This window comes from Acinetobacter sp. CIP 101934 (genome assembly GCF_000369585.1).
In the GTDB taxonomy this organism is placed as follows: Bacteria; Pseudomonadota; Gammaproteobacteria; order Pseudomonadales; family Moraxellaceae; genus Acinetobacter; species Acinetobacter schindleri.
This window is the reverse complement of sequence record NZ_KB850097.1, coordinates 1-12,761: the sequence shown is the minus strand read 5'-3', so window position 1 is coordinate 12,761 and position 12,761 is coordinate 1. Positions and strand designations below refer to the sequence as shown.

Sequence of the window (12,761 nt, the reverse complement as noted above, 5' to 3'; positions counted from 1 at the left end):
AATCTATGCTTCTTTTGACACGATTCAAGGTATCTTCTTTCATATAAAAAATTAAAGAATATTCCACTAAATCACTCCCCATTTAACATAATGGCTGTTATACGCAATAAAAAAACCTGGGCACCAACCCAGGTCTAAAATTTAAAAAACAGATAAATATCAGTGCAATAAACTCATTTTTCTAATTTCGCATAACGTGTATTATGTTAATTTTAGAAATTCTAAAAAAGGGATAGTTTTTAACTATCCCTTTATCTTGTAAAAATTATCTTAGTAATAATACTGGTTTTGTAGAACTTGATAACAATTTGGTCGTCGTACTACCAATAAAAAACTGGCGTATCTTTGAATGACCATATGCACCAATCACAATCATATCAATAACGTTTTTTTCTTGATAATCCAATATAGATTTCTCAACATCACCGTCAAGCATGCTATCAATTACATCAAAACCATTATTTGCAAGTAGCTCTTTTGCCCAAGTGACTTGTGATGTCATATCACTATTTGGCTTACCAACATATACCACATGAGCTGTCAGGGTTTTTAATAAAGGGCTATTTGCAATTTTGTCTACACAAATACGTGCAGTAGGACTTCCATCAAAAGCAATTAAAAATGACTGAGGTGGACTAAACGGTGAGGATGTGATTAACACGGGTTTATGAAGAGCACGAACAACATTTTCAATATGGGTTCCAACTTTACTGGAATTGTGCTCGGTTTCAGTTCCATGCTTACCCATAACAAGAACTCGAATATCCTCTTCCATTCCCATGATTGTTTCTAAAAGACTGCCATGGCGTTGAAAGCTTTGAGCATCAATAGAGAACTTCTCCAATAGATAGTTTTTTGCTTCCCGAAGAAGAATTTGGCCATGCTCTAGCTCAATCTTCCCCTTACGTTCTTCAAGTTCAACCAACTCATTTAGCAAGATTTCTCGACTTCCCAAGCCGATTGCACCGCTTAAATCTTGTGGTGCTTTCGCTTTTGGCTTATCAATAACATGTAATAACTTAAGCGGTGAACTAAGTTTATCGCTAAACCAAGCTGCATAATCACAAACGGTATTTGTTGCTAATGATCCATCAATACATGCAATAATTTTTGACATAATTCATCCCTCTTAGTGGCTATTTAAGCGATCTAAAGCATCTGGCTTATCATGGATACCAAACTTATCGACTAATGTTTTACTGGCTTCATTCATTCCAATAAGTTCGACTTCTGTTCCTTCACGTCTAAACTTAATGACCACTTTATCTACAGCAGCGACCGCAGACACATCCCAGAAGTGAGCCTGACTAACATCAATCACAACTTTTGAAAGTGCTTCTTTGAAATCAAATGCAGAAGTAAATTTATCTGCTGAGCTGAAGAACACTTGACCTGTTACCGTATAAGTACGGGTATTTTCAGGTTCATTAAATTCGGACTGAATTGCCATGTAGCGTTCAATTTTGTTGGCAAAAAATAATGCAGAAAGAAGTACACCAACTAATACGCCATAAGCCAAATTATGTGTCGCAACGACCACGATGACTGTAACGATCATCACAATATTGCTAGATAAGGGATATTGGCGGATATTGCGTAGTGAATCCCAGTTAAATGTTCCAATTGCTACCATGATCATGACAGCAACCAGTGCAGCCATTGGAATGGCTTTAAGCCAGTCACTGATAAACACCACCATAATTAACAGAAAGACCCCTGCACTAAATGATGATAAACGGGTACGTCCACCAGATTTCACATTAATAATGGATTGACCAATCATGGCACAGCCTGCCATTCCGCCTAAGAAGCCTGAAGCGACATTGGCAACACCTTGCCCTTTACATTCTCGGTTTTTATCACTGGTGGTATCTGTTAAATCGTCGACAATTGTTGCGGTCATCATGGACTCAAGTAAACCCACGGCTGCCAAACCTAGTGAATAGGGTAAAATAATCACTAAAGTTTCAAGATTTAAAGGGATATCAGGAAGTAAGAAAATAGGTAATGTATCTGGTAATTGCCCCATATCACCTACGGTTCTTACATCTAAACCAATGAACAAGGCAAAAAGCGTAAGGAGGACAATACAGATGAGGGGAGAGGGTAAAAGTTTCCCTATTACTGGGATATAAGGGAATAGATAAATAATAGCTAAACCGCCAATTGTCATCGCATAGACATGCCATGTCACATTAGTGAGTTCAGGTAATTGAGCCATAAAAATTAGAATAGCCAAAGCATTTACAAAGCCAATCACGACTGACTTTGATACAAACCGCATCAAGGCCCCTAATTTTAGATAGCCTGCTAGGATTTGAATAAATCCTGTCAAAATTGTGGCTGCTAATAAGTATTGCAGACCATGCTCTTTAACCAGTGTGACCATTAATAAAGCCATAGCACCAGTTGCAGCAGAAATCATCCCTGGACGACCGCCTACGAAAGAAATCACCACGGCAATACAGAATGAAGCATATAACCCTACCTTAGGGTCGACACCTGCAATAATTGAAAAGGCAATTGCTTCAGGAATTAGAGCCAAAGCAACAACAATACCCGCAAGAACATCCCCGCGAATATTGGAGAACCATTGTTCTCGAATAGTGGATAACATGAAAATAGCCTATTTTTTTAAATTTTAGGAAAGGCTAGTGATGTGATATATGACACACAAGCTACTACACCACATCACTAGACAGTGATGAGTTATTTACTGTTTTAAGAGATAAATAAACTTATGGTGGCGTAAGTGTCATATTAAGAAAGATATCTATTTTGGAGGGTTTCGGGGGCAATGATAGCAGTTAGGCCCTTTTCTATCCACCCTAACCGCAGTACTGAAGTAAAAGTAAGAATGATCATAGATAATTTTAGAATTGATTTATGTCCATTTAACATAATGGCGGTTATACGAAATTAACATGAAAAATTAAGACTATAACTTTAATTTTTAAGTATTTTTTAAAATTTAAGACCTAGGCCGGTGCCTAGGTTTTTTATTTCATATAAGAAATTTTATGTAAAAAGAGATAATTATAATTTTAGTAAATGGCTTTATATATTCGGAACACTATGTAACCTACATGGTTAGGACAAAGCTTTATCCTGTTATCAACAGAGATAGGATAAATTTGTATGGTAGATATTGTTGATAGTGTTACACGTAGCCGGATGATGTCAGGAATTAAAGGACGTAATACCAAACCAGAGTTACTAATTCGTAGTATTCTTCATCGTAGAGGATTCCGTTTCAGATTACATGTAAAAGATTTGCCAGGAAAGCCAGATATTGTTTTACCCAAGCATCATGCTGTCATCTTTATTCATGGCTGTTTTTGGCATGGTCATGAAAATTGCCGCCTTTTTAAATTACCAGGGACCAGGCCTGAATTTTGGGAGAATAAAATTTATAAAAATAAGGAAAATGATTCCAAAGCGATTGAGCTACTTTTAAGCAATTCCTGGAGAGTCTGTGTAATTTGGGAATGCCGTATCCGTCAAGACAAAAAAGACTTATCTCAAGTATCAGATATTCTTTCTGATTTTATAAAAGGTTCCAGTCATTTTCTTGAGTTAAGAGGGCTAACCTAAAATCATTCTGACAAAGAAAAATAAGTCGGGCGACAGAATTTGTCATCTTATTCATTTTTTAATTTTTAATTTATAGACATATATATCTGGGTCTGGTATATAGTGGTTTTTGATTTAAATGTGATGGCTATCTTATGTTAAAACTAGGTACGGTTTTTAGTGGAATTGGTGCGATTGAACATGCACTAGAACGGTTATCTATACCTCATGAAATTGCTTTTGCATGTGATAACGGAAATATTGAAATAGATCTTGAACGGGATGAAATCGAGAAAAATCTTTCGGATTTAAGTGGTTTTAAAGAAAAAAAAGCGTATGTTGATGGACTTTATACTAAGAAAAAAAAGAAAAACTTTGTGGAGGAAAGTTATCAAGCGAATTACAACATTCCCCAAGAACACTTTCATTATGATGTTCGATTTTTGGATGGATACCAATATAGAAATGAAATTGATTTATTTGTAGGGGGAAGCCCTTGCCAATCATTTTCTATGGTAGGGAAGCGAGGTGGATTTGAAGATACGAGAGGTACACTTTTCTATGAGTTTGCTCGTTTAGTTAATGAAATCAGACCTAAAGTATTCATCTATGAAAATGTTAAAGGTGTTCTAAGTCATGATGATGGTAATACTTGGACAATTATGCAAAATGTTTTCAGTGATTTAGGTTATAAGTGGTATTCCCAAGTTTTAAACTCTAAGAATTATGGTATTCCCCAAAATCGTGAACGATTATTCGTTGTTGGATTTTTAGATCAAACCGTTGAATTTGAGTTCCCAAAACCCCAAGTCCTGACAAAAACAATGCAAGATTTTCTATTGGAAAATACGCCTGAAAAGTATTACCTAGGTGATAAAGGCATTGATTTTGTAACAAGTGCTAAGAATCTGAATAAACAATATACGCAAATCAATGGTTCAATTGGCTTATGTCAAAAAGCAAATCAACAATTTAACTGGCATGGTGATTTTATTTTTGAAGAGTTACCTAACCCAATTGATGAAAAATATTTCCTTTCTGAAAAACTTGTAAATTACGTGATGGCAACAGGTACAAAAGGTTTTTATACAAGACCGAAAATAGATTTGGAAATTGCCCGTCCACTTTTAGCTACTATGACCAAAATGCACCGGGCTGGTGTTGATAATTATGTGACTACACAAGGTCGAATTCGAAAGTTAACTCCAAGAGAATGTTTAAGGTTAATGGGATTCTGTGACAGTTTTAAAATAGTTGTCTCTGATACACAGGCCTATCGTCAAGCAGGGAATTCTATTGTAGTAGATGTGCTTATGAGTATCGTTAAGCAAATCAATTTAACCATTGATTTTTCTAAGGAAATAGAAAAAAAACAATTAGAGCTTATTTAGTTTTTTATTTTTCATACAGTTAGGTGTAGGATAATTGTTAATTTATCTTACACCTAATATTTTATGACTGTTTCTGTGAATATTTCTAGACCATTAGTTGATAGTTTTGTCCATCGAAAAATCAAATTATTAAAGACAAAAGGTGCTGGTGAAGCTAAATTTCATATCGGACCTGCTGAAAGAAGTAGTGATTTTGATAGCTTTTTTAATAGCTATAGTGATGAAAACATCTACTATTTTAAGAAAAAGAATCTTCTCGAATTTTTATTGAAAGCAAAATTTGAATTCTATTACCAATTTATTAACAAATATAAAGAAGTATCTCCTGAGTACTGGGAGTCTGTTTATGAAGAGGTTCTAGCTCTTCCTCCTGAAATTAACTTCAAATTGTCATTTTTTAATGATGGAAAGCGTTATTACATAAGGTCTGAGTCAGGCGATATCTTTAATGATTTAGTTCGTAGAATTTCTTTGCCACTTATTTCAATACTCACTATTGAAAAGGAAGATACGAATAAGTTTTTATTTACATTGGATGTAGATTTTACTGATTCTAGTAAGCCGATTGAAGTAGAAACGATAGGAGTTGGAAAAGGCTATAACAAAATTATTTATGGTGCTCCTGGAGCAGGGAAAAGTGCATTTGTTAGTGAAATAGTTGGCGAGAACTATATTCGTACTGTATTTCATCCAGAAACTCAGTATTCGGACTTTATCGGTTGTTTAAAGCCTCATAAGGACGTTACTAGCGGAAGTATTACTTATAGTTTCCGAGAAGGGCCTTTTATTCACATTTTAGAGAAAGCACTTTTAGACCCAAATACGCATTACTTCTTAGTTATTGAAGAGCTTAACAGAGCAAATACTGCGGCAGTATTTGGAGAGATTTTCCAGCTATTAGATAGAGATGATGAAGGAAAAAGTGAATATCCAATTCTGATACAAGATGAAGATTTATATGATGCTTTAGAAGAAAGTTTAGGTTCAGAGCATGAATTCATTGTAAAACGTCAATTGATGATACCTAATAACTTATCAATTATTGCAACGATGAATAGTAGTGATCAGGCAGTTTTTCCATTAGATACTGCATTTAAAAGACGTTGGATTTTTGAATATCTACCAATAGATTTTACAAATTGTGCAACAGGAGAAGTTCCAATTCATCATGCAGTTTTACCAAAGGTAGAATGGAAAACATTAGCTCAAACTATTAATACTGTTTTGGTTCAACTCAAGGTTGTAGAAGATAAACTTATTGGTCCGTGGTTTATTAAAGATAGTGATCTAGTTGAAAGTCAAGCTGAACAGACTTTCATTGGAAAAATTTGTTCATACTTATGGGATGATGCCCTTAAGTATAAGAATAAAGATGAAATTTTTAAAAGTGATATTCATGGGTATGGTGAGCTATATCAACGGTATTCTGATAAAAAGCCAATATTCTCAGATAAATTTATGGAGATATTACAAACAACACAAAATCTAGATACTGATACCTCTGATAAGATAGAAACAGAATGATGGAATATCAGTTTTTTGAAGATAAACAATTTATCGATTCAAAAAAAATCCCTGATTACGTAATTGATAAATTGGTTTCAGTTGGCGGTCTTGATGTAGTTAATCAAGGACAAAAAATTGCATTTTGTGGAGTCATTATCTTTGAAGGTTGTACATACTGTTTTGCTCCTGCTGGATCAGACTCTAAAAAAATTGAATCTATAGGAAATTTAATTAAAGTAATTCATGCTTATAAAAACTCTATTGATTCTAGTTTGTTAGCATTTGATGAAGATGAACAAGGTAGGGTTATTGAAGAAATTTCCTTAACAGACATTTTTGAAATTATAGATCTATATTTCAGTGTTGGGATCTTAAGATCTAAGAAACATACTTATAGTGAAAAGGGACGGACGAATTGGTCTAAAACAGTGAATAGAGAGTTTCCTGTCTTTACTAGTGATAATGTCCCAATCTACTTTGACCTTCATAAATACCCAGTTTCCATTTACCAAGATGATTTAATTTCCAGTATTCACTGTGAAATTATTTTAGACATTTTGAAAAATTTTCACTGGCTGGATGAAAGATTTAACTTTGTGTCTAAAGATCAATTAAGTGAAAAGAAACTACCTAATGAACTAGATATTCATCAAAAAATTTCTCTGCTAAATCAAAGGTTACATTCAACCTTTGTTTCTCTAGAAATTAGAACTCTTCAATTATTGATCAGATATTTAGAGAAGGTTCATGAAAGTGGATCTAAGAATATTGTGATTGGAATTCGGAAGTTTCATTACGTTTGGGAATTCTTACTTAGAAATATTTTCCACGATGTTGATGAAAAAATTAATTCATTACTACCAGTACCTAAATATAAATTCTTAGGTCCTACAGATTTTAGTGAAACTTCGAACCAAAAAGGTATGCGCTTAGATGTATTCATTAAGAGAGAAAATTCTTGTTGGGTCATAGATAGTAAATACTATACGGCTACAGGTGCGCATGATGCTCCTGGATGGTCTGATTTAGTAAAGCAATTTTTCTATATGAAAGCAGTTAAATTGATTTACCCTGAGCTTGACACGGTTAAAAATATTTTCATTTTTCCAGGAATCAGAAACTCACTATCCAGCATTGAAATGGTTTATCGTGAAGAGTCTAAAGATGAAGAAAAATTAGCAAAACTAGCGGAAGATTTTATTCCTATTGAATGCTTATATTTGGATCCGAACGATGTAATGGAGAAGTATTTAACTCCTAAAAAAGTCCACATTACTGATTATATCTAGTTCTTAAGTTCTCCTACATAAATAGCTGAATAGACAAAGAACTGATAATTCATCAACTTGATATATATTCTATCCTTAGCACATTATCCAAATTCAGAGGTCCTTCTAAGAACCACTATGTTAGAACCAAAATTTAAATTAATACCACTTGAAAATTATTGTCATGCTTATCAAGCCGAAGATATTTCTTATATGGATACGGAAGATCCAAGATTTACCTATGCGGTTATTAGCTTAGTGCCAACTGATAAGAATATTAAAGATACGAAATACTTTATCCGTGTTCTTATGATGAATGAGCACCTTAGATCTAATGCGGCATTCAATATTGCATCAGGCTTATTTACCAGTCTCATACATCCCGATGTTTCAGTTGTTATTAAAGATACATTGCATCCAGTAGAAGATTCGGATTTATACGAAGCATTGGCTCAGACTGCAATGGATACTTTGGCTCAAGAGTATAGCTATGAGACCATCATTGAAAATCAGGATATGGCGCGGCTGTTTGGCTTTTTAATTTCTTCAGTTATAGGAATAGAATTTAGCCCTAATCCTGTCAAATCTGAAGTAGCAGTTGCCTCTGAGCTTCTAGAAAATCTTGATGATATTGTCTATATCTATAACAATTACTTAGCTCTTAATTTAAATACGAAACTCAAGGCTGAACTTAATTATCAGTTTTGGTCGGCACTCACAATGATGACTCGTAGTAACGCTTTGGTATATGCAGATGATTCACAAGGTGCTGACTTCTCTAACCTTGCGAATAGCAAGAGAGATTTAACTACTGAAAATCTTAAGAAAGCGATTGAAATCAGTCTACCGTACTTTAATAAAGCACATATTCAGCGCGAAATTAGACATTTACTTTCCCATTCAGATTTCGATTTATCTAATAAAAGAATCACTTGCAAAGATATGCTCTTGTCCTCTCAACAACGTGGCAGAGTGAATATGCAGGGGTTTATGAAATATAAAAATACCATTGCGATTCTTTATCGTGCCTATCTTAGTTCGGTAGAAATGAATCCCAATGAAAATGAGATTAAAAAGCTAAATACAATTCTTGATGAATCTGTCTATCGTCTTCGCAGTTCAGATCAAGGCTCTCTTACTATCAAAATTCTTAAAGACTTGTTTACTGCCGTGAAAAAGCCTTTGAATGCTTATGGTAATAATGATGTTGAGGTTATTTTTAGTGAGGAAATTTCTAATGTAATTAAGAAGCAGGCGCTAGTATCTTAAGAAATAAAAAAGCCCGGCAAGATGCCGGGGTTTTTTATTTGTATAAGCTATTTAAATAATAGCTTGTTCTTTTAAATGAGATACGGCAGCAAGAATATATGATGAGTTGAAGGTTACATCGGTATAGGTTGATGGAGATCGACTTCCAGTTTCCTTAAAAATCTTATAAAAATTATCAACTTCATCAGTGCTTAGAGGGCGAATATTATCTTTGTTGTTGTGAACAAATAATTTTCCGTCCTCACTAAACATAATAAATTTAGATTTTCTAGATTCAGTTTCTAAATTAACTGGTGTAGAAAAGAACTTAACGAGAGTTTCATATGGATTAATATTCATATCACTTAATCCTTTGTTTTCATGTATATATTTTTTCGCTAAGCTCTCAATACTCATAGAAATAGCTTCTCTGGCTAAAAATGATTTCGTTCTTTGACTCTTTTCAGCCAGTTGATCTAACTGTTTTTCTGAGTCTACAGGTAATCGAAGCATCAAAATTATAAACAACTCAATCTAAATGTATATCAATTAGAGTATAGTACTTTGATAGGCGTATTCTCTAGATTTGTAAGCACTGCGCATTGAGTTATTTATTAATGATCCTGCTTATGCTGTTAGGATAAGTTTTTAAATTTTTCCATGTTTCTTGAATATTTGTTTTATCAGCACTTATGATTGTTACTACTAGAGATGATAATGCTAAAAATACAGCAGCTATAGTTAGCCATTTCATTCTTTTTTGTAGTAGGTAATTGGTTTCTATAGTTTTTGAATTGAATTCCAGTTCTAAAAGTTTTTTTAATGATTCAGAGTTTTTTCTTAGAAGTTCTGAATAAAAATTAACTCTATTTTGAAACTCAATATTATATTCTGTATTAGAAGTTTTACTTGTTGATTTAAAATCGTACTCCTTAATAGCATGAAATATATAGTTATTTTTGGATTCAAAATTTAATTCTTGAAATAATCTATTGATTTGAAAATCTAATGTATTTGCTTTTAAAATATTATTTTTTATTTTTAATAAGTCAGATTTTTTTTTAATTTTTAGATTACTTTCTCTGATTATTTCTAATTCTTTTTTATAGGTGTTGATAGCAATTAAGATCATTAAACTTTTAATGAAATAGTTATGATGGTTGCCATAATCTTCATCATCTTTTTCAAACTTAAATAATCTTATATCGTTTATATTTTCAATGTAGTAGTAATCATTTTCATTCGTAAAACAATTAAAGCTATTGATAGAAAAAGATTGTGACTGTAGGAAGCTAAAGTTTCTTCTTATAAGTTCATTATTAGGACGTTTAGAACATATTTTTTTGATTGAAGTTTCATATGTACTATTCATTGATAGAACAGTATTTTTTTCTATTTTCAGAAAACTGAGTATCCAATCTTCGAAGTATTTAATTTTTTTATTTAAAGCTTCATTAAACTTATTTGCTGATGATTTAGCTTGAATAGAAGTTCTTCTCAAGAGAAAGTCATCAGAGGTTACTATGACATCATTTTCAGAGTAAAAATTTTTATATATATCATTGTAAAATGAATTATCTAAAAAAAAATCAAAACATAAAAAAGATGTAGATGGAACGATTCTGTGAATAGTGCAAGAAATGTAATCTGTGTGCTTTGGAAAGTTTTTTATCTTTATTCCAGAAAACTTTGATCGCCAATCAGTGGATTTTTCATCAAATATAAGACCAAGGTTATGCCAACCACGATGATCGTAAGCGTCCGCTGAACCCCATAGCTATTTTTTAATTCGGTTCAGGTTTCCAGCGGTGTGGCAGTAATTCTTCAATCTGGGTCACTTTATGCGTCGGCAACCTTTTCAGCACATCACTTAAATAGGCATACGGATCCAGCCCATTCAGCTTTGCTGACTGGATTAATGTCATGATGTTTGCCGCTCGCTGACCGCTGCGCAGCGAACCTGCAAATAACCAGTTCTTACGTCCCAACGCCCAAGGTCGCATCTGGTTTTCCACCCAGTTATTACAAATCGGTAGATTGCCATCATCCAGATAGCGGCTTAAAGCTGGCCAACGCTTCAGAGTGTAATTAATGGCCTTGGCAGTTGGAGAACTCGATGGCACAGTCAGTTGATGTTGGTTGAGCCATTCATACAGTTGTTGCATCACTGGTTGACTATGCTGTTGTCGGTATTCGCGGCGCTGTTCTGCTGTACCATCGGTCTTTTTCCTGAGTTCTGCTTCTATGGCATACAGTTTCTGAATCAGCACTAAGGCCTGTTCAGCGACCTGACTTTTCTTGGTCACATGCAGTTCATGGAATTTACGACGTGCATGTGCCATGCAGCCCACCTCAATGACATCGCCTGATTTAAAGCGTGCTTTATAACCACTGTAATCATCACAGACCAGATGGCCCTGCCAGCCATTCAGGAACTCTTCTGCATGCTGACCTGAACGGCTATCCTGAAAGTCATAGATCACCGCTTGAACTGGATTGTACTGTGTGGTGGCATAGGCCCAGACATAACCTTTCTTCGGTTTTTTCTCATTCTCACCCATCCGCATAATGGTGACCGGCGTTTCATCGGCATGGATCACCCGCTGTTGCAGCACCACCTGTTTTAAGGCATTGGCCAGAGGTTCCAGTTCCACACCGCAGCGACCAATCCAGTCAGATAACGTGGATCTGGACAGATCAATGCCCGCCCGCTGATAGATCAGGCGCTGACGGTACAGCGGCAAATGATCGGCATACTTCGATACCAGCACATGGCTGAGCAGTTCAGGACTGGCAATACCTTTATCAATCACATAGGCGGGCATCGCTTGCTGAGTCAGGGTGTCACACTGATCACAGACCCATTTGCCACGTACATGCTGTTCCTTATAGAACTGTGCCGGTCTGAAATGCAGTTTTTCACTGATATCTTCGCCGATACGACGTAACTGGCAGCCACAACTGCATTGGGTTGATGCAGGTTCATGCTCAATACGGATAGTGTGTAGATGATCGGGTAGCAGTCGACGTTTAGGTTTGTTGACTGTGGCTTTCTGTGTTGCTGCATCGGTTTTATCTGCATTCAGCCGCTCCAGTTCCAGATCGACTGCTGCGATATCTTCTTCGACCGCCTCATCCCACAGATGGATTTGTTTTGCGGTGAGATGTTCGTTTTTACTACCGAATTTGTGCTGTTTAAACAGCGCCAGTTCATGCTCGTATTTTTGATTGAGAATAGAAAGATGTTGAACTTTGGCATCTAATTGTTGATTTGATACTTCCAGATGTTGAACTTGAGCATCTAATTGTTGTTTATCTTCTGCGAGTTGTTGATGCTGCATCGCCAACTGCCGGGTGAATTCCAGCAGTTGTTCATGGGTCAGTTGGCTTAAATCTGGCAGCGTATTCATGACCGCAGTATGCCTGAGGTCATGAGAAGAATGAAATAGAACGTTTGGAGGATGGCAGAATGGTCGAGCCTGGTTTAGAGCATTGTGACCACCTGCTGTCGTCCAATGCGCTGCCAGGGCAAACCCTGGATCAGTGCCTGTAACTGTTCCGGGCTGAGAGCTACGCTTTCACCCTGGTGAACTTTAGCCCAGTGAAATTTGCCCTGTTCCAGCCGCCGGGCACACAGCCAGATGCCCAGTCCATCATGCACCAGTACTTTCATACGATGGCCACGTTTATTACAGAACAGGTAGGCGCAATGCGGTTTGATCGAGCCAAAGGCTTTCATGATCTGCGCCATAGCCGTATCCATACCCGCACGCAT

General features: G+C 35.5%; 11 protein-coding genes. 5 read left to right on the top strand and 6 right to left on the bottom strand.

Annotated features, from left to right (window positions below):
* Positions 1-265: 265 nt before the first annotated feature.
* Together F899_RS14910 and F899_RS14905 are read right to left on the bottom strand one after the other, a co-directional pair.
* Positions 266-1,117 carry a universal stress protein gene (locus tag F899_RS14910; RefSeq protein ID WP_005108965.1) on the bottom strand — a complete coding sequence of 284 codons (852 nt, stop codon included), beginning with the start codon at positions 1,115-1,117 and terminating at the stop codon, positions 266-268.
* 12 nt (positions 1,118-1,129) lie between these two features.
* Positions 1,130-2,617 (bottom strand): SulP family inorganic anion transporter, encoded by a 1,488-nt coding sequence (locus F899_RS14905; protein ID WP_005108963.1) that lies wholly within the window; start codon positions 2,615-2,617, stop codon positions 1,130-1,132.
* Between the two features lie 521 nt (positions 2,618-3,138).
* On the opposite strand from F899_RS14905, the gene F899_RS14900 reads away from it, so the two are divergent.
* The 5 genes from F899_RS14900 to F899_RS14880 all read left to right on the top strand — a co-directional run bounded on the left by F899_RS14900 (position 3,139) and on the right by F899_RS14880 (position 9,007).
* Complete coding sequence (locus tag F899_RS14900; protein ID WP_005108962.1) at positions 3,139-3,594, top strand: very short patch repair endonuclease; 456 nt, start codon at positions 3,139-3,141, stop codon at positions 3,592-3,594.
* A gap of 134 nt (positions 3,595-3,728) precedes the next feature.
* Entirely contained in the window at positions 3,729-4,964 is a 1,236-nt protein-coding gene (locus F899_RS14895) for a DNA cytosine methyltransferase (RefSeq protein ID WP_005108961.1), read from the top strand.
* A 75-nt stretch (positions 4,965-5,039) separates the two neighbouring features.
* A complete protein-coding gene (locus F899_RS14890) occupies positions 5,040-6,488 on the top strand; it encodes an McrB family protein (protein ID WP_228127819.1) in 1,449 nt (482 codons plus the stop codon).
* Positions 6,485-7,759 (top strand): LlaJI family restriction endonuclease, encoded by a 1,275-nt coding sequence (locus F899_RS14885; protein WP_228127818.1) that lies wholly within the window; start codon positions 6,485-6,487, stop codon positions 7,757-7,759. The genes F899_RS14890 and F899_RS14885 overlap by 4 nt, the downstream gene beginning before the upstream one ends.
* Positions 7,760-7,876: 117 nt before the next feature.
* On the top strand, positions 7,877-9,007 hold the full coding sequence (locus F899_RS14880; RefSeq protein ID WP_005108958.1) for a hypothetical protein: 1,131 nt from the start codon (positions 7,877-7,879) through the stop codon (positions 9,005-9,007).
* A gap of 51 nt (positions 9,008-9,058) precedes the next feature.
* On the opposite strand, the gene F899_RS14875 is transcribed toward F899_RS14880, so the two are convergent.
* The 4 genes from F899_RS14875 to tnpB form a co-directional block, all read right to left on the bottom strand.
* On the bottom strand, positions 9,059-9,499 hold the full coding sequence (locus F899_RS14875) for a ribbon-helix-helix protein, CopG family (RefSeq protein WP_005108957.1): 441 nt from the start codon (positions 9,497-9,499) through the stop codon (positions 9,059-9,061).
* Positions 9,500-9,593: 94 nt separating this feature from the next.
* Complete coding sequence (locus tag F899_RS14870; RefSeq protein WP_228127817.1) at positions 9,594-10,487, bottom strand: hypothetical protein; 894 nt, start codon at positions 10,485-10,487, stop codon at positions 9,594-9,596.
* 283 nt (positions 10,488-10,770) lie between these two features.
* Entirely contained in the window at positions 10,771-12,396 is a 1,626-nt protein-coding gene (gene tnpC, locus F899_RS14865) for an IS66 family transposase (protein ID WP_005108358.1), read from the bottom strand.
* A 74-nt stretch (positions 12,397-12,470) separates the two neighbouring features.
* The coding region (tnpB, locus tag F899_RS14860; protein ID WP_005225508.1) for an IS66 family insertion sequence element accessory protein TnpB at positions 12,471-12,761 on the bottom strand (291 nt) is incomplete at its 5' end.

What these genes read in the sequence shown, in the direction of transcription:
- F899_RS14910 (WP_005108965.1), bottom strand. Translation starts at nt 1,117, where the DNA reads ATGTCAAAAATTATTGCATGTATTGATGGATCATTAGCAACAAATACC.
- F899_RS14905 (WP_005108963.1), bottom strand. Translation starts at nt 2,617, where the DNA reads ATGTTATCCACTATTCGAGAACAATGGTTCTCCAATATTCGCGGGGAT.
- F899_RS14900 (WP_005108962.1), top strand. Translation starts at nt 3,139, where the DNA reads ATGGTAGATATTGTTGATAGTGTTACACGTAGCCGGATGATGTCAGGA.
- F899_RS14895 (WP_005108961.1), top strand. Translation starts at nt 3,729, where the DNA reads ATGTTAAAACTAGGTACGGTTTTTAGTGGAATTGGTGCGATTGAACAT.
- F899_RS14885 (WP_228127818.1), top strand. Translation starts at nt 6,485, where the DNA reads ATGATGGAATATCAGTTTTTTGAAGATAAACAATTTATCGATTCAAAA.
- F899_RS14880 (WP_005108958.1), top strand. Translation starts at nt 7,877, where the DNA reads ATGTTAGAACCAAAATTTAAATTAATACCACTTGAAAATTATTGTCAT.
- F899_RS14875 (WP_005108957.1), bottom strand. Translation starts at nt 9,499, where the DNA reads ATGCTTCGATTACCTGTAGACTCAGAAAAACAGTTAGATCAACTGGCT.
- tnpC (WP_005108358.1), bottom strand. Translation starts at nt 12,396, where the DNA reads ATGAATACGCTGCCAGATTTAAGCCAACTGACCCATGAACAACTGCTG.